The organism is Lactobacillus amylovorus DSM 20531 (assembly GCF_002706375.1).
Taxonomy (GTDB): domain Bacteria; phylum Bacillota; class Bacilli; order Lactobacillales; family Lactobacillaceae; genus Lactobacillus; species Lactobacillus amylovorus.
Map to the genome: position 1 here is coordinate 1,766,095 of NZ_CP017706.1, position 17,808 is coordinate 1,783,902.

General features: G+C 38.1%; 13 protein-coding genes and 1 pseudogene. 13 read left to right on the top strand and 1 reads right to left on the bottom strand.

Annotated features, from left to right (window positions below):
* Window positions 1-38: 38 nt before the first annotated feature.
* From LA20531_RS09080 to whiA, 12 genes and pseudogenes are all read left to right on the top strand, one after another.
* Window positions 39-1,058, top strand: a complete 1,020-nt coding sequence (locus LA20531_RS09080; protein WP_056939493.1) for an NAD(P)H-dependent glycerol-3-phosphate dehydrogenase — start codon at window positions 39-41, stop codon at window positions 1,056-1,058.
* Between the two features lie 76 nt (window positions 1,059-1,134).
* Complete coding sequence (trxB, locus tag LA20531_RS09085) at window positions 1,135-2,064, top strand: thioredoxin-disulfide reductase (protein ID WP_056939494.1); 930 nt, start codon at window positions 1,135-1,137, stop codon at window positions 2,062-2,064.
* A gap of 120 nt (window positions 2,065-2,184) precedes the next feature.
* Window positions 2,185-2,406 (top strand): hypothetical protein, encoded by a 222-nt coding sequence (locus LA20531_RS12020; RefSeq protein ID WP_162252722.1) that lies wholly within the window; start codon window positions 2,185-2,187, stop codon window positions 2,404-2,406.
* A 58-nt stretch (window positions 2,407-2,464) separates the two neighbouring features.
* A pseudogene (locus LA20531_RS09090) lies at window positions 2,465-3,160 on the top strand (glycogen/starch/alpha-glucan phosphorylase); the annotation flags it as partial.
* Window positions 3,160-4,953: a glycoside hydrolase family 13 protein gene (locus LA20531_RS09095; protein WP_056939497.1), complete on the top strand. Its 1,794-nt coding sequence runs from the start codon at window positions 3,160-3,162 to the stop codon at window positions 4,951-4,953. The pseudogene LA20531_RS09090 and the gene LA20531_RS09095, both read left to right, overlap by 1 nt.
* A gap of 108 nt (window positions 4,954-5,061) precedes the next feature.
* Window positions 5,062-6,786, top strand: coding sequence for a phospho-sugar mutase (locus LA20531_RS09100; RefSeq protein ID WP_056939498.1), 1,725 nt, complete (start codon window positions 5,062-5,064; stop codon window positions 6,784-6,786).
* Window positions 6,787-6,887: 101 nt separating this feature from the next.
* Window positions 6,888-8,936, top strand: coding sequence for an excinuclease ABC subunit UvrB (gene uvrB / locus LA20531_RS09105; RefSeq protein ID WP_056939499.1), 2,049 nt, complete (start codon window positions 6,888-6,890; stop codon window positions 8,934-8,936).
* Window positions 8,926-11,766: an excinuclease ABC subunit UvrA gene (uvrA, locus tag LA20531_RS09110; RefSeq protein WP_056939500.1), complete on the top strand. Its 2,841-nt coding sequence runs from the start codon at window positions 8,926-8,928 to the stop codon at window positions 11,764-11,766. Before uvrB ends, uvrA begins: the two co-directional genes overlap by 11 nt.
* Window positions 11,767-11,824: 58 nt before the next feature.
* Window positions 11,825-12,367 carry an HdeD family acid-resistance protein gene (locus LA20531_RS09115; protein ID WP_056939501.1) on the top strand — a complete coding sequence of 181 codons (543 nt, stop codon included), beginning with the start codon at window positions 11,825-11,827 and terminating at the stop codon, window positions 12,365-12,367.
* Between the two features lie 88 nt (window positions 12,368-12,455).
* Entirely contained in the window at window positions 12,456-13,337 is an 882-nt protein-coding gene (gene rapZ, locus LA20531_RS09120) for an RNase adapter RapZ (protein WP_056939502.1), read from the top strand.
* A gap of 8 nt (window positions 13,338-13,345) precedes the next feature.
* Window positions 13,346-14,383: a gluconeogenesis factor YvcK family protein gene (locus tag LA20531_RS09125; protein ID WP_056939506.1), complete on the top strand. Its 1,038-nt coding sequence runs from the start codon at window positions 13,346-13,348 to the stop codon at window positions 14,381-14,383.
* Window positions 14,383-15,318 carry a DNA-binding protein WhiA gene (gene whiA, locus LA20531_RS09130; RefSeq protein ID WP_056939503.1) on the top strand — a complete coding sequence of 312 codons (936 nt, stop codon included), beginning with the start codon at window positions 14,383-14,385 and terminating at the stop codon, window positions 15,316-15,318. Before LA20531_RS09125 ends, whiA begins: the two co-directional genes overlap by 1 nt.
* A gap of 50 nt (window positions 15,319-15,368) precedes the next feature.
* Here the strand turns inward: whiA and clpP are convergent, their stop codons facing one another.
* On the bottom strand, window positions 15,369-15,953 hold the full coding sequence (clpP, locus tag LA20531_RS09135; protein ID WP_056939504.1) for an ATP-dependent Clp endopeptidase proteolytic subunit ClpP: 585 nt from the start codon (window positions 15,951-15,953) through the stop codon (window positions 15,369-15,371).
* A 189-nt stretch (window positions 15,954-16,142) separates the two neighbouring features.
* Between clpP and LA20531_RS09140 the strand changes: the two genes are divergently transcribed.
* Window positions 16,143-17,771 carry an SH3-like domain-containing protein gene (locus LA20531_RS09140; RefSeq protein ID WP_056939505.1) on the top strand — a complete coding sequence of 543 codons (1,629 nt, stop codon included), beginning with the start codon at window positions 16,143-16,145 and terminating at the stop codon, window positions 17,769-17,771.
* Window positions 17,772-17,808 lie beyond the last annotated feature (37 nt).

Here is a 17,808-nt window from a genome sequence, read left to right on the forward strand (position 1 = left end):
TTAAAGGTACTAGTTTAGAAGGATAGAGAGATAAAAAAATGACAAAGATTGCAGTTTTAGGTAACGGTTCATGGGGTTCAGTATTAGGCTCAATGTTGGCCGACAATGGCAATGACGTAACTTTTTATGGTAATATTGAAAGCGTTAATGAAGAAATTAATGCTAAGCACACTAACAGTCACTACATGAAGGACTGGAAGTTAAACGAAACTACTAAGGCAACTGGCAACTTGGAAGAAGCACTTGACGGTGCAGAATTGGTATTATTTGTTTTGCCAACCAAGGCTGTTAGAATTGTTGCTAAGCAAGTACGTAAAGTTTTAGACAAGACTGGCAACAAGCCACTTTTAGTAACTGCTACCAAGGGTATTGAACCAGGTACTAAGAAGCTTATTTCAGAAATTTTAACTGAAGAAATTTATCCTAATGACCAAGACAAGATCGTAGCTATCTCTGGTCCAAGTCACGCAGAAAACGTAGCTCAAAAGGACTTAACCGCTATTTCATGTGCTTCAACTGATGAAGAAAATGCTAAGAAGGTTCAAAAGATCTTTTCAAATGATTACGTTCGTTTCTACACTAACGATGATTTAATAGGTGTTGAAGTTGGTGGTGCCGTTAAGAACGTTATTGCTATCGCTGCTGGTATTTTAGTAGGTCAAGGCTATGGCGATGATGCTAAGGCTGCCCTTATGACTAGAGGTTTAGCAGAAATTACTCGTTTAGGTGTTAACTACTTTAACGCTAAGCCAATGACTTTCAGTGGTTTGTCAGGTATTGGTGACTTGATCGTAACTTGTACCTCAGTTAACTCACGTAACTGGCGTGCTGGTAAGCAAATTGGTGAAGGCAAGACTCTTGACTACGTACTTAAGAACATGGGTCAAGTTGTTGAAGGTGCTACTACAGTTAAGGCTGTCCATGAACTTAGCGAAGAAAAGCACATCGATATGCCAATCAGTGAAGCTATTTACCGCGTTCTTTACGAAAATGCAGATGTAGCTACTGAAATCAAGAAAATGATGGGTAGAGCACCAAAGCCAGAAATTAGTTTATAATTTGTAAGCAAAACAATTGCAAAAATTTAAATCTATAGTATGATTTACTTATAAAAAGTAAGTAAAGGAGAAAATTATGGCTGATAAATATGATGCAATTGTTATTGGTGCGGGCCCTGGTGGTATGACAGCTGCCTTATATGCTACGCGTGCCAACTTAAACGTATTAGTACTTGACCGTGGTCCATACGGCGGCCAAATGAACAATACTGATGCAATTGACAACTATCCTGGTTTCACAGAAATTAAGGGACCAGAACTTAGTCAAAAAATGTATGATACTTTGATGAAGTTTGAGCCAGATTATAAGTACGGCAATGTCCAATCCGTTGAATTGGATGGGGATGAAAAAGTTGTCAAAACTGATGATGACAAGGAATACCGTGCACCTATTTTGATCATTGCCACTGGTTCAGATCATCGTCATTTGAATGTCCCAGGCGAAGAAGAATATTCAGGCCGAGGCGTTTCATACTGTGCTGTCTGCGATGCTGCATTCTTTAAAGATGAAGATGTAGTTGTGATCGGTGGTGGTGACTCAGCTATTGAAGAAGGAATCTACCTTTCACAATTAGCTAAGAGCGTTACTGTAGTTCACCGTCGTGACAAGTTACGTGCACAACCAACTTTGCAGAAGCGTGCTTTTGCTAACAAGAAGATGAAATTTGTTTGGAATGCTCAAACAGAAGAAATTCTTGGTGATGGAACTCGTGTAACTGGCATTAAGTATCGTGATAAAGAAACTGGCGCAGAAAAAGAAATTAAAGCTGCTGGTGTATTTATCTATGTTGGTGTTTTGCCACAAACTAAACCATTCGAAAACTTGGGTATTTTGAATGAACAAGGTTGGATTCCTACTAACGAGCATATGGAAACCAAAGTTCCTGGTATTTTTGCTTTGGGTGATGTTCGTGAAAAGGATTTGCGTCAAATTGCTAACGCAGTTGGTGAAGGTAGCGTAGCTGGTCAGGCTGCTTACAATTACTACCAAGACTTAAAAGATTAACTAAATCTAGTAAAAGATAAATAAGAGTTTACTAATAATATAGTAAACTCTTATTTTTTTGCTTAAAAGGAGGATAAGTAGTTTATAATAGAAGTCGAAGTGATAACTTATTTTTTTGCAATGAAAAGTAAGCGCTTTCTGAAACTTAACATTTATTTTAACGATTCTGGAGAAAGCAGGATGAGGAAGATGGTGAAAGTTAAACAACGAATTGAGGATTTTGCTTCGGGTCATGAGCTAAAATTGCAAGAAATTTTAGGTTGCCATCGTGAAGATAGCGGCTATGTTTTTAGAGTTTGGGCTCCTAATACACAAGCAGTATGGCTAGTAGGCGTGGAATAAGACGCTGGCGATGCAGCTCACGAGTAATGGAGTTTGGCAAATAAAAACTGATTTGCCACAGGCAGCTCCAAGTTATGTATTTGCTAAGCAAATTATCAAGGTAATCAATGAAACAGCCAATATGATCAACAATGATCCAGATATTCACGGCAAGCTAAAAGTTGTTTTCCTTGAAAACTATAACGTTTCATTAGCTGAAAAAATTATTCCTGCGGCAGATATCAGCGAACAGATTTCTACTACAACTAAAGAAGCTAGTGGTACCAGCAATATGAAATTGATGGCTAACGGTGCTTTAACTGTAGCCACAATGGATGGTGCAAATATCGAAATCAAAGATGCTGTTGGTGAAGAAAATATCTTCACGTTTGGTTTGAACAAGGATCAAGTTTACAAGTATTATGCCGAAAAATCATATCATCCTAGAAAGATGTATGAGGAAGATCCTGTAATGAAGAAGGCCGTTGATGCGTTAATTGATGGTACGGTTCCTAACTGCTCATCAGAAGGACAAGCTTTGGTAAATAACTTCTTGTCAGATAACGAGCAATTCTTGGTATTAGCTGATTTTGAAGCTTACTTGAAGGCACAAGAAAAAGTTGAACAAACTTGGGCACAAAAACGCATATGGCAACAAATGAGCTTAGTCAATATTGCGCACTCAGAACGGTTTGATTCAGATAAAACAATTGAACGCTATGCTCAAGATATTTGGCATTTAAAGAAACTAAAGATTGAAAAAGTTGATCGCTGATGAAAGTAACTTATGATTCTTGGCAAAAACAATATAAAACTCCTTTTGGAGCAATTCAGGCCAATACTTTAGTAACGTGGGCAATCGCAATCGATCAGCCAGTGCAAGAAGCAGATCTGTGGCTAACTAAACTTAATGAAGATCCAGTCGCCTATCCCATGAATTACAATGATGAGACTCAAAAGTATGAGACTCAGGTAAGAGTTGGCAGCTCCGGTCTATATAATTATTATTTTGCCATTAAGCAGAATAATCAGATGTTTTATGTAGATCAAGGGCTCTTCGGCCAAGGCAGATTAAGGCAGGATGATCACAACTTGAAGCAATATCAATTAATTTGTTATGAGCGCAAGGTACCGCAAGTTGATTGGTATGATCAGGGCATAGTTTATCAGATTTTTCCTGATCGTTTTGCTAATGGTAATCCTTATGGTGAAGTCACGGGACGCAAGAAGAATAGTTTCTTGTATGCAACTGAAGAAGATACGCCATATTACGTCAAGAATAGTCGAGGAGAAATTACGCGTTGGGACTTTTTTGGTGGCAACTTGGCCGGAATTCGAAAAAAGCTGCCGTACCTAAAAAAGCTAGGCGTAAATACTATCTATCTGAACCCGATTTTCTTAGCTACCAGCAATCACCGCTACGATACGGTTGATTATATGAAGATCGACCCCATGCTTGGGGATGAAGATGATCTGCGCGGTTTGATTCATGATTTGCATCAAAATGGCATGCATCTTTTACTAGATGGCGTGTTTAATCACGTAGGACAAGAGAGTATTTATTTCCAAGAGGCTATTAAGGATAAGAGCAGTCATTATTATTCTTGGTTTAACTTTATTGATTATCCTGAAGAATACCAATCATGGTGGGGCGTATCGTCTTTACCTGAAGTTAATAAGAGTAATCCAGAATACCAAGATTTTATATATGGTGATCATGGCGTATTAGCCAAGTGGATGAAGGATCAAGTAGATGGTTGGCGCTTAGATGTCGCCGATGAATTGCCGATGGACTTTTTACGCAATATTCGCAACCGTCTGATGAAGGAAAATTGTCAGGTGATGATTGGTGAAGTATGGGGAGATGCCTCAGACAAATTCGTAAATAGTGAGTATCGGCCGTATACTTTCGGTGATAATTTAACCGGAGTTATGAATTACCCCGTACGTAACTTTATCGTTGGTCTGTTAACAAGTGAAAATAATGATGCCGAGATAGCGTTGATGAATAAGCTGGCTTTATTAGTAGAACACTATCCAACTAACTTTTTAAGAAACTGTTTGAACAACATTGGTACGCATGATACTGTGCGGATTAAAACAGCACTGCAAAATGATGAAAAGCTGGTGCTATTGGCCTTTGGCTTAATGTTTATGCTGCCAGGCGTACCTTGCATTTATTATGGGGATGAAGCCGGATTAATTGGTGATAAAGATCCTGATAATCGACGCTTCTTCCCATGGGGACGCGAAAGCCGTAGTCTAATTGCACAAGTTAGCAAATGGATTAATGTGCGAAAACAAAATCCGGTGCTGGTAAAAATTAAGATTGGCTTTTTGCATATAGCAACAGGAATTAATGCAATTGTCAGATATGATGAAAAAGTCATTATGGTTTATTGCATTAACAAAAATAAAGCAGAAACTGTTTTAGCTAAAGAAAACTTTGCTTTCTATTGTTTGCCTAAAACTATTGCAGAAGAAGTGGCAGCTGAGTTAGATCAGACGAAACTCTCCGGTGAAGATAGCATCCTTAGGAAAATATCAAGAAAATCAAATATAGGTTAAACAAATAAATTTTTAGTTTTATAATTATAAGAGATAATAGAAAACATTGATAGTAAAAAGACAGCGTTAATCCATCAATTATGTAGATTTAATGAAATAGAGGACAAAATGGACGCTAAAGAAATTTATGAAGAATGGCAAAATGCTACTAACTTACCTGATTATTTAAAGGATCAATTAAATAAATTGGGCAAAGATGAAAAATGGATTGAAGATGCCTTTGGTCAAGATATTAATTTTGGTACTGCAGGGATGAGAGGACGCCTTGAACCAGGTACCAATAGAATCAATTTATTCACTGTAGGCCGAGTTACTGAAGGCTTGGCACGTTTAATTGAAGAGAACGGTGAAGAAGCTAAAAAACGTGGTGTCGCAATTTCCTTTGACTCAAGATATCACTCAAGAGAATTTGCAGGACATGCAGCTCGCGTACTTGGAGCACATGGCATTCACGTTTACTTATTTGATGACTTAAGACCAACCCCTGAACTTTCATATGCGGTTCGTCATTTACATACTTTTGCAGGGATTAACATTACTGCTTCTCATAATGCTAAACAATACAATGGTTACAAAGTTTATGGTGAAGATGGTGCACAAATGGCACCAGAACATGCTGATCGTTTGTTTAGCTATGCTCAAAAAGTTACCGATATTTTTGGTGTTAAAGCTGCACCAGTTAAGGAACTTCGTGCAAACGGCACTTTACAATTAATCGGTGAAGACGTCGATGAAGATTACTTGAACGAATTGAAGCAAGTTACTGTTGATAAGGACATGGTTAAGGCAAATGCCGATAAATTGAAGATTATCTACACACCACTTCATGGTACTGGTAAGATGCTTTACGACCGTGCCTTTAGACAAGGTGGTTTTGATAACGTCATTCCTGTTCCAAGCCAATCAATTATCGACCCAGAATTTCCAACAACTATTAAGCCAAACCCAGAATATCGTGATGTATTTGAGCCAGGATTCAAGCTTGCTGATAAAGTAAATGCTAATGTCATTATTGCTACTGACCCAGATGCAGATAGAATGGGTGCTGCAGTTAGAAAAGCTGACGGCGATTTTAAAGTTTTAACTGGTAACCAAATCGCTACTTTGATGGCTTACTACTTACTTGCTCACCTTAAAGAAAATGGCAAGTTGAGTAGCAACTATGAAATTGTTACTTCAGTAGTTTCAAGTGCTTTGCCATTTAAGATTGCAAAGGACTTTGGAATTAAGACCAAACATGTTTTGACTGGTTTTAAGTATATCGGTGAAGAAGTTGACCGCATGAACAAGGCTGGCGATGCTAAGTTTTTGATGGGCTTTGAAGAAAGTTATGGTTACTTGTTCAAACCATTTGCACGTGATAAGGATGCTATGCAAGGCGCATTGATGTTTGCCGAAGTTGCTAGCTACTACGCTTCACGTGGCATGACTGTCTTCGATGGTTTACAAGAAATCTGGAAGAAGTATGGTGTCGCATACGAAATCACCAAGGCCATTGAAATGCCAGGTATTGGCGGTCAAAAGAAGATGGCAGAATTGATGAGCAAGTTGCGTAATGAACACTTGACCGAAATTAATGGTCACAAGGTATTCAAGATTCAAGACTTCTTGAAGAAAGAAACTGTTGAAGATGGTAAGGTAACTCCACTTGAAGGTTTCCCAGAATCAAACGTTTTGAAGTACTTCTTGGACGATGAAACTTGGGTTGCACTTCGTCCATCAGGCACCGAACCTGTTATTAAGGCTTATGTAGGTGTCAACAAGAAGGACATTGCAACTGCAGAAAAGGCTGCTGAAGATTACCAAAAAGCTTTGGCTGAACTTCTTAAATAATTAAGCATATTTAGTGCGAAAACACGTTCGCAGTAGTAAAATATAAATACTAGTTGTAAAGTTGGACAATCAAGTCCAACTTTTTTCTTGAGGAGTAACTTATGATTAAACGACAAAAAGACCGGAAATTTGAATTAGTATCTAAATTTAAGCCCGCTGGAGACCAACAGCAAGCTATTGATAAATTAACAGCTGGTTTTAAAAAAGGTTATAAAGAACAAATTCTTGAAGGTGCAACTGGTACTGGTAAGACTTTTACTATGGCCAATATTATTGCAAAGCTTAATAAGCCAACTTTAGTAATTACACATAATAAGACTTTGGTAGGACAGCTTTACGGGGAGTTTAAAGGCTTTTTCCCACACAATGCTGTTGAATATTTTGTATCTTACTATGATTACTACCAACCAGAAGCCTATGTGCCACAATCTGATACTTATATTGAAAAGGATTCATCAATCAATGATGAAATCGATCAGTTGCGTCACGCTACTACTTCAGCCTTGATGGAACGTAACGATGTAATTGTCGTAGCTTCAGTTTCGTGTATTTATGGTTTGGGTGATCCTAAGGAATATGCCCGTAGCGTACTGATGATTCATGAAGGCCAAGAATATGAACGCAATACATTATTGCGTGACTTGGTTAATCTGCAATATGATCGTAACGATATTGATTTCCAACGTGGACGCTTCCGTGTTCGTGGGGATGTAGTAGAAATCTTTCCTGCCGGCAACTCTGAACGTGCTTATCGGATTGAGTTCTTTGGTGATGAAATTGACCGAATCGTTGAAATAGATTCCTTAACTGGTGAGGTAATCGGCGAACGTGAAAGTATTTCTTTGTTCCCAGCTACGCACTTCATGACTAATGATGAACAAATGAGACGTGCGCTTAAGGCTATTTCTAAAGAAATGAAAGTGCAAGTTAAGAAGTTCGAAGGCGAAGGTAAGCTACTTGAAGCTGAAAGAATTAAGCAAAGAACGACTTATGATATGGAAATGATGGGAGAAGTTGGTTATACCAATGGTATCGAAAACTATTCTCGTCATATGGAAGGCAGAAAAGCTGGTGAACCACCATATACTTTGCTTGATTTCTTCCCTGATGATTTCTTGATTTTAATTGACGAATCTCATGCTACTATGCCAGAAATTCGTGCCATGTATAATGGTGACCGTAACCGTAAGAAGACTTTAATCGACTATGGTTTCCGTTTGCCATCAGCCTTGGATAACCGTCCGCTTAAGTTGTCTGAATTTGAAAAGCATGTAAATCAAATTTTGTATGTATCTGCTACGCCTGGTGATTATGAGCTTGAAAGAACAAATCATAAGGTAGAGCAGATTATTCGGCCAACTGGTTTGCTAGATCCAAAGATTGAAGTAAGGCCAATTGAAGGGCAAATCGATGACCTGGTTGGTGAGATTAACAAGCGAATTGATCGCAACGAGCGTGTATTTGTTACTACTTTAACCAAGAAGATGGCTGAAGATCTGACCGATTATCTGAAGGATTTAGGAATAAAGGTCCGTTACTTGCACTCAGATATTAAGACGCTAGAACGAATGCAAATTTTGCGTGATCTGCGACTAGGCAAGTTTGATGTCTTAATCGGTATCAACCTTTTGCGTGAAGGGATCGATGTACCAGAAGTTTCCTTAGTGGCAATTCTAGATGCGGATAAGGAAGGCTTTTTACGTGCATATCGACCATTGGTTCAAACGATGGGACGTGCTGCTCGTAATGCCAACGGTGAGGTAATTATGTATGCTGATACGATTACTGATTCCATGAAGGCAGCGATTAAGGCCACTAAGAGACGGCGTAAGATTCAGGAAGAATTTAATAAAGAGCATGGTATTACGCCTAAGACGATTATTAAACCAATTCAAGATGTAATTTCGGTTACTAAGCCTGCTAGAGATGCTAAGGAAGAAAAATCCGATAGCTTTGCAGATTTGAACTTTGATGAGTTAACAGCCAAGCAAAAGAAGAATATGATCAAGAACTTGCAAGAGCAGATGAAGGAAGCTGCCAAGAAGCTTGACTTCGAAGAAGCTGCTAACTTGCGAGATGCAATTATGGAATTGCAGTCATCATCAAGAAAGCCGAAGACAAGAAAAGGGAAGAATTTTAATGACAAATGATAAAATTATTATTTGCGGTGCACGTGAACATAATTTAAAAGATATTAATTTAACCATTCCTAAAGACAAGTTAGTAGTAATTACCGGTTTGTCTGGTTCTGGTAAAAGTTCTTTAGCATTTGATACGTTGTATGCCGAAGGTAGACGTCGTTATGTACAATCACTGTCTAGTTATGCTAGACAATTTTTGGGCCAAATGGATAAGCCAGATGTTGATTCAATAGATGGCTTAAATCCTGCTATTTCAATTGACCAAAAGACTACTTCACATAACCCTCGTTCAACTGTAGGAACGGTTACTGAAATTAACGATTATTTGCGTCTTCTTTGGGCTAGAGTGGGTCACCCAATTTGTCCTAATGATGGCACTTTAATTGAAAGACAATCCGTTGATCAAATGGTTGATCGAATTATGGCGCTGCCCGAAAGAACCAAGATTCAATTACTAGCTCCTGTAGTTCGTGCTAAACGCGGTGAACATAAGGAAGTCTTCAAGCGAGTTCAACGTGCCGGATATGTCCGTGTCATTGTTGACGGCGAAATGCATGAGATTGGCGAAGAATTTAATCTTGAGAAAAATAAGCGTCACTCAATCGATATCGTGGTTGACCGTTTAATCGTTAAAGACAGTATTAAGTCTCGTTTATTTGATTCAGTTGAAGCCGCATTGCGTTTGTCAGATGGTTACATGAACGTTGATGTCATTGGCGGCGAAATGATGAACTTCTCTGAATACTATGCTTGTCCTAAATGTGGTTTTACAGTTGGTGAAATGGAACCAAGATTGTTCTCATTTAATGCGCCATTTGGTGCTTGTCCTGACTGTGATGGCTTAGGAGTAAAGCTTGCCGTTGATGAAGATTTGGTTGTTCCCGATAAAAGTCTGACTTTAGCTGAAGGGGCACTTGCTCCATGGAAGACTTCTAATTATTATTCAGAAATGCTTGAACAAGCTTGTACCGCATTGAAGATTCCAATGGACAAGCCATTTAATAAATTAACTAAGCGTCAAAGAGACATCATTTTGCATGGTTCTACTAAATCGGTAAAATTCCATGTTACTGGCGATTTTGGTGTTAATGATACAACGCAACCATTCGAGGGCGTAATGGCTAATGTTGAACGACGCTACAGACGACCAATGTCTAAATTTATGCGTGACGTAATGGGCAAGTACATGACTGAATTAACCTGTGCTACTTGTCATGGCAAGCGTCTTAATGAAAAGGCATTGGCAGTCAAAGTTATGGGCAAGGATATTGCCGAAGCTTCAGATTTGTCTATTAATAAAGCATTGGCATTCTTTAAGAGCGTAAAGTTTAGTGAACAAGAAACTGTGATTGCCAAGCCAATTCTAAAAGAAGTAAAAGATCGTCTTTCATTCTTGGATAGTGTTGGACTTGATTATTTGACCCTTTCTCGTTCAGCAAATACTTTGTCTGGTGGAGAAGCTCAGAGAATTCGTTTGGCTACGCAGATTGGTTCTAACTTGTCTGGTGTTATGTACGTCTTAGATGAACCTTCAATTGGTTTGCACCAACGTGATAATGATCGTTTGATTGCATCACTTAAACGCATGCGCGATTTAGGCAATTCACTGATTGTGGTTGAACACGATGATGAGACTATGCGCCAAGCCGATTATTTGGTAGATATGGGACCAGGTGCCGGTGTCTATGGTGGTAAAGTGATGGCACAAGGTACGCCAGAAGAAATAGAAAAGAATCCTAATTCACTAACGGGTCAATATCTTTCTGGTAAAAAGTTCGTGCCAGTGCCATTAAAACGTCGTAAGGGCAACGGCAAATTTATTACAATTACTGGCGCACAAGAAAACAATTTAAAGAATATTGATGTTAAATTCCCATTAGGTAAATTTATTGTAGTTAGTGGCGTGTCTGGTTCAGGTAAATCAACTTTAGTTAATATGATTTTGAAGCGAGCTTTAGCACAGAAACTAAATAATAATTCCACTAAACCTGGTAAATATAAGTCGATCAAAGGTTACAAGAATATCGAAAAGATTATTGATATTGATCAAAGTCCAATCGGTAGAACTCCTCGTAGTAACCCTGCAACTTATACCAGTGTCTTTGATGATATTAGAACGCTTTTTGCTCAAACCAATGAAGCAAAGATGCGTGGTTATACCAAGGCACGTTTCTCATTCAATGTTAAAGGCGGACGTTGTGAAGCCTGTCACGGTGATGGTATCATTAAAATTGAAATGAACTTTTTGCCAGATGTTTATGTACCTTGTGAAGTGTGCCATGGCAGCAGATATAATTCAGAAACACTTGAAGTAACCTACCGTGGTAAGAATATTGCTCAAGTGCTGGATATGACGATCAATGAAGCATGCAAGTTCTTTGAAAATATCCCTAAGATTCAACGCAAGTTGCAAACGATTGTCGATGTAGGTTTGGGCTATGTTAAATTAGGTCAGTCTGCTACGACACTTTCTGGTGGCGAAGCTCAAAGAATGAAGTTGGCCGCAGAACTGCAAAAATTATCTACAGGTAAAAATTTCTACATTCTTGATGAACCAACTACTGGTTTGCATACAGATGATATCAAACGCTTGCTTAAAGTATTGCAACGCTTGGTTGATGAAGGAAACACCGTTTTAATCATTGAACATAATCTTGATGTAATTAAGAATGCCGACTGGTTAATCGACTTAGGTCCTGAAGGCGGTGATGGTGGTGGTCAAGTTGTTGCCACAGGTACACCGGAAGAGGTCGCTCAAGTTAAGGAAAGCTATACTGGTCAATACCTTAAGCAAGTACTCGAGCGTGATACGAAGTTAACCGAAGAAGCGCAAAAATAAATTAGAAGTTATCTTTTATCCTCAAATAAGTGTAAAATATGTAGCAAGGAGGATAAAAATGGATATTTTTTCAAGTTCTAGAGATAACCGCAGTTTTGACTGGGGTGCCTTTATTGCAGGTATCTTAATGGTAGTTACTTCATTTATTCTTTTGAGACACCCTGCTAAAGGTTTACATGCATTCGTTTTAATTTTTGCAATCATTTCAATCGTACAAGGTTTAGTATGGCTTGCCGGCTATTCACGTTTTAGAAGCTTTTTCTCACGTAGCTGGGTAGCACTTATTTCAGGTATTTTGGACATTATCGTTGGTATTTTGTTCTTATGCTCATACGAAGTAGGTGGCTTAACCATTGCATACTTGTTCGCAATTTGGTTCTTTGTAGACTCAATTGTGGGTATTGCCTTTTCATGGCACTTACGTGATTTCTCAGGTGGCTATTTCATCTTTAACCTAATTTTGAATATCATCAGTTTGATCATCGCAATTTGCTTGATCTTTAACCCAGTTTTAGCAGCATTAAGCTTGGTATGGCTTGTTGCCTTCTGGCTTTTGGTATTCGGAATCAACGAAATCGTTTTAGCATTTATGCATCGTTAATATTAAAAGAAGCCGTAAGGCTTCTTTTTTTGCTGTCAAAATGAAACGCCCGGGTGTATGATATAATTTATGCAAGGAGGAACTAACGATGGCTGATGAGAAAAAACAATTATTAATTGTCACGGGGATGAGTGGTGCAGGTAAGACTGTTGTTGCTCATGACCTTGAAGATATGGGCTATTTTGTAGTCGATAATCTTCCTCCCACATTGCTAGGAAGCTTTTGGGATTTAATCAATAATTCCAATGATTTCCATAAAGTAGCAGTAGTAATTGATTTACGAGTAAAAAGTTTTTACACAGATTTATTAGATGAAGTTAATTCATTAGAGGATAACGGCAATGTCCAAGCAACTATTCTCTTTTTGGATGCTTCAGATGATGTTTTAGTAGCTAGATATAAAGAAACAAGACGTTTGCCTCCATTAGCTAATAATGGTAAGGGACGATTGCTTGATGGTATTCAAGAAGAACGTCACATTTTAACCCCAATTAAAAATCGTTCTAACTACATTATTAATACTTCTAACTTGTCTACTAAGGAATTAAAGCAAAAGTTAATTAATACTTTTAGTGATCGTAAGCGACAACCATTTTCAATTGAAGTTATGTCATTTGGTTTTAAGTATGGGATGCCAATCGATGCAGATATTGTAATGGATGTACGTTTTTTGCCTAACCCATTTTATATTCCAGAATTGCGTCCATTTACAGGACTAGACAAACGTGTCTTTGACTACGTAATGAATAAAAAAGAAACGCAAGTCTTTTATCATAAGTTGTTAGACCTGCTTGAGACGGCGATTCCTGGCTATATCAAAGAAGGAAAAGAGAAACTTACAATTGCAATTGGTTGTACAGGCGGTCAACACCGTAGTGTGTCAATTGCTCAACAACTTGCTCGCGATTTAGCTAAAAAGTATCCAGTCGATATTACTCACCGTGAAGTGAGTCGCTATATTAGAAAGTAGGCATGACAATGTCATACGGAGAAACAAGAATCGTTCGCGTTATTAAAGGCAGACGCCCACGGATAGTCGTAATTGGTGGGGGAACAGGCCTGCCAGTTATATTAAATGCCTTAAAAGATCAAAATGCGGAAATTACTGCAATCGTTACTGTTTCAGATGATGGTGGCTCATCTGGCTCCATTAGAAACTTTATTAACGTTGTTCCGCCTGGTGATATTAGAAACGTATTGGTTTCATTAAGTGATTTACCACAAGAAGAAAAAGATATTTTCCAATACCGTTTTGATTCCTCTGATGCATTCTTCTCAGGTCATGCGATTGGTAATTTGATTATCGCTGCCTTGAATGAAATGCACGGCAATATTTTTGATGCGGTTCAATCTTTATCTAAAATGATGCGAGTAGATGGCCATGTTTTCCCTGCTTCAAATGAACCATTAACCTTGAATGCGGAATTTATCGATGGCACTACTCAGTCCGGTGAAACCGAAATCACTTCTAAAGATAAGCGAATTAAAAGAGTATGGGTTACCGATACTGACTCATATGCAAAACCTAAGGCAGTATTACCGGTTCTTGCTTCAATTATGCAAGCCGATGCCGTTGTTCTAGGACCAGGTAGTTTGTTTACTTCAATTTTGCCTAACTTGATGATTTCTAACTTGGGTGAAGCTGTTCGTGAGACTGAAGCAGAAGTTATCTATATTTGTAACATTATGACTCAGCGCGGTGAAACTGATCACTTTAGTGATGCAGAACACGTAGAAGTAATCAATAATCACTTAGGTGGTCACTATATCAATACTGCTTTGGTTAATGGCGCTAAAATTGATATGAGCAAATTCCACCCTGAAGATTATGATGCTTATCTTGAACCTGTAAGAAATGACTTTGAAGGTTTAAGAGCACAAGAATGTCGTGTAATTACCGATGACTTTATTGATCAAAGACATGGTTTAGTCTTCCATGATGGTGAAAAGGTAGCTAAGGAAATTATTAATCTGGCATTTGAAGCAATGTCACGAAAGAGAATGAAGGAAAATTAATGGCTAGTTATGCTAGTGAGGTCAAAAAGGAGCTAACTTCGCTTGAGGTGCATCCAGAGCATGCAAAAGCAGAGTTAGCCGCTTTTTTGCGGATGAATGGAGTTTTAAATCTTCATGATCATCAATTTAGTTTAGATATTACAACAGAAAATCCTGCGATTGCGCGACGCATTTTTAAATTAATCAAAGTAGCTTACGGTATTGAGCCATTGCTGATTGTTTCGCGCAAGATGAAACTAAAGAAAAATAATCAATACTTAGTTCGTCTTAATCAAAAAGTGCAAGAAATTCTGGAAAATTTGCAAATTTGGGATCCTGAAAAGGGATTAGTAACCAGAATTCCTGAACGAATTCGTAAGTCTCGTGAAGGGGCAATGTCATACTTGCGTGGTGCCTTTTTAGCCGGTGGTAGCGTCAATAACCCTGAAACTAGTCGTTATCACTTAGAGATTTATTCAACTTATGAAGATCATAATGAAGATCTAGCTAAGATTATGAATGAATATTTCTATTTGAATGCTAAAATGACTAAGAGAAGAAGAGGCTATATCGTTTATCTCAAAGAAGCTGAAAAAATTGGCGACTTTTTGCATATTGTAGGTGCATTAAATGCCATGCTTAATTTTGAAGATTTGCGGATTATGCGTGATATGCGTAACTCAGTTAACCGTTTGGTTAACTGCGATACCGCAAATATGAAAAAGACAGCTTCTGCCTCGGCTAAACAAGTTGAAGATATTCAAACAATTCAGGCAGAAAAGGGCTTAGATGATTTGCCAGAAAAATTGCAAGTGCTAGCTCGTTTTAGACTGGCCCACCCTGAATTAACTTTAAAAGAAGTAGCGGATCAGATTCCCGATGGTCCTATCTCTAAATCAGGAGTAAATCACCGCTTTAAAAAATTACATGAAATTGCGGAAAGTTTAAGAGCATAAAAAAGATCACTTCAATCGAAGTGATCTTTTTTTGCGTAATCAGTTAATGATTACTTCTTCTTGTTGACCATAATTTCGTCAATTAAACCGTATTCCTTAGCTTCTTCTGCAGTTAAGTAGTTGTCACGTTCAGTATCCTTTTGAATCTTGTCCAAAGGTTGACCGGTAGTTTCGTGTAAGATTTCGTTAATCTTCTTACGACTCTTTAAAATTTCGTTAGCTGCAATTTGAATATCAGTTTGTTGACCTTGTGCACCACCTAATGGTTGGTGAATAAGGACGGTTGAGTTAGGAAGTGCGAAACGCTTGCCCTTAGTACCACTAGTCAAAAGGATGGAAGCCATTGAAGCAGCCATACCAATTGCAATAGTAGAAACATCCGACTTGATAAAGTTCATGGTGTCCATGATAGCAAGACCAGAGGTAATAACACCACCAGGAGAGTTGATGTAAAGTGAAATATCCTTAGTGTTGTCTTGAGCATCTAAGAAGAGCAATTGAGCAATGATTGAGTTGGCCATTTGGTCATTAATTTCACCACCCAGCATGATAATTCTGTCTTTAAGCAAACGTGAGTAAATATCGTAAGCACGTTCGCCACGAGCAGTTTGTTCAATAACTGTAGGTACTAGCATAAATTTGCCTCCTAAATTTTTCGTTATATTTAATTAGCACTCATTCAAGCACAGTGCTAATTAAATCACTTCGTAATAAAAGTGTCAAATAATGAGACTTACTTGTATTGAAATTGTATTTTTGCGAGTGAATCTTATATATTATAATTACTATGTAAAACCAAAATTATGTAATATCGGAGGATAGGCTTGAAGTATACAAATAAAATTTTAACCGCTACATCTGCTGTAGCACTTAGTGTAGGTTTGTTAATGGGCTATGCTAAACCTGTTTCTGCTGCTGACGCTAACTCAGCAAGTAAGACAACAGATACTAATAGCTCTAGTGATAGTAAAAAAGCACCAGTTCAAACCAGTACTTCTTATGATTTGATGGTTAAAGTGGGTAGTGGTAGACGCTACAATGTTTACAAGAAGATCAGCAATGGTAAGCCTTCTGGCAAGATCGCTGATGCAAGTGACTACCAATACGCTCATATTCAATCAGATCAAAGTATTAAGACTAGAGATAATGGTACTTATTGGCGTATTTACGTAGACGGCCGTAAGGTTGGTTACGTAAACCAAAACTATTTCACTAGAAACACAATTGCTGTTCCTAAGACTGTAAGTTTGGTTAGAAATAGCAACTACCTCTTTGATCCTACTGATGCAATCAGTTATGTAACCAACAATATGGGTACTGTGATTGATAACCAAGATGTAGATGTATCTGAAGATATGATCGACTGTACTGATCCAGGTACTTACAATGTTAAGTACAGCTATGGTTCTGCTAAGGCAACAGTTAAGGTAACTGTTAGAAAGAGCACCAAGGAAGGTATTGCCGACGCAAGCAAGGTTCAAGCTAAGTCATTTGACGGTAACTTGAAGTCTTGGAAGACTTACTATGGTAGTTCAGCTAACTATGTAACTAAGACTGACTTTGCTCCTGATAAGTCTAAGCATACTTATACTAGTGATGGTGGTAATTTAACCTTTAAGACTCGTTTCTTCCAACCAGTTTTATTGAGTGTTGCTAGAGACATTAAAGATGACGACTACATTAACCGTGTAGGTCACATTCCAGAAGGTATCACGATGTCAAACGGCTGGCTTTACACTAGCTTGCTCAGCAGTACTACTATTACTGACGGTCACATTGTGGGTTACAACTTGAACAACTTGACTAACGCCTTTAATGGTCAATACTTACTTGATATGTCACAAAGCAAGTTTAACTCATATGTTAAGAACATTAAGGTAAGTCCTTATATTCCAATTGGCCACGGTCAAGCTATGGGTTCTACCGACAAGTACGTCTATGTATTGAACAACAATAATAAAGTTTCATACAAGAGTAACTTCTCAACTGAATTAGTTCAAATCCGTAAGAGCGACATGTGCATCAACAAGATCTGGACTATTAAATGCTGGAACGGTAGTGAATCAGAAGGTCGTTACTTCCAAAACGGCGTAATCGTAAGTGATAACAAGATGTACACTACAACTTACAACAAGGATGACGATCAAACTGAATACTGGGAATTCAACCGTAAGGGTGACAACTGGTATCCAACTATTGTAGGTGCAACTAAGGGTGGCATTGTTTCAAACACTTACACTCAAGGCTTCACTTATGATCCTAAGAACAACAACTTCTACATTGCATTTAACGATGTAATTGCTAAGATTGCCAAGAACGGTGAAGTTAAGGATACTTACCAATTCCACACTGGTCGTGAAATTGAAGGTATCGCAGTAGCCAACAACAGACTTTACACTAACTTGGCACAACGTGCAGAGTTGCTTGAAAGTAGTCAAACTTTGACTAAGTAAAATTTAAGATATAAAAAATAGCGATGATTTTAATCAT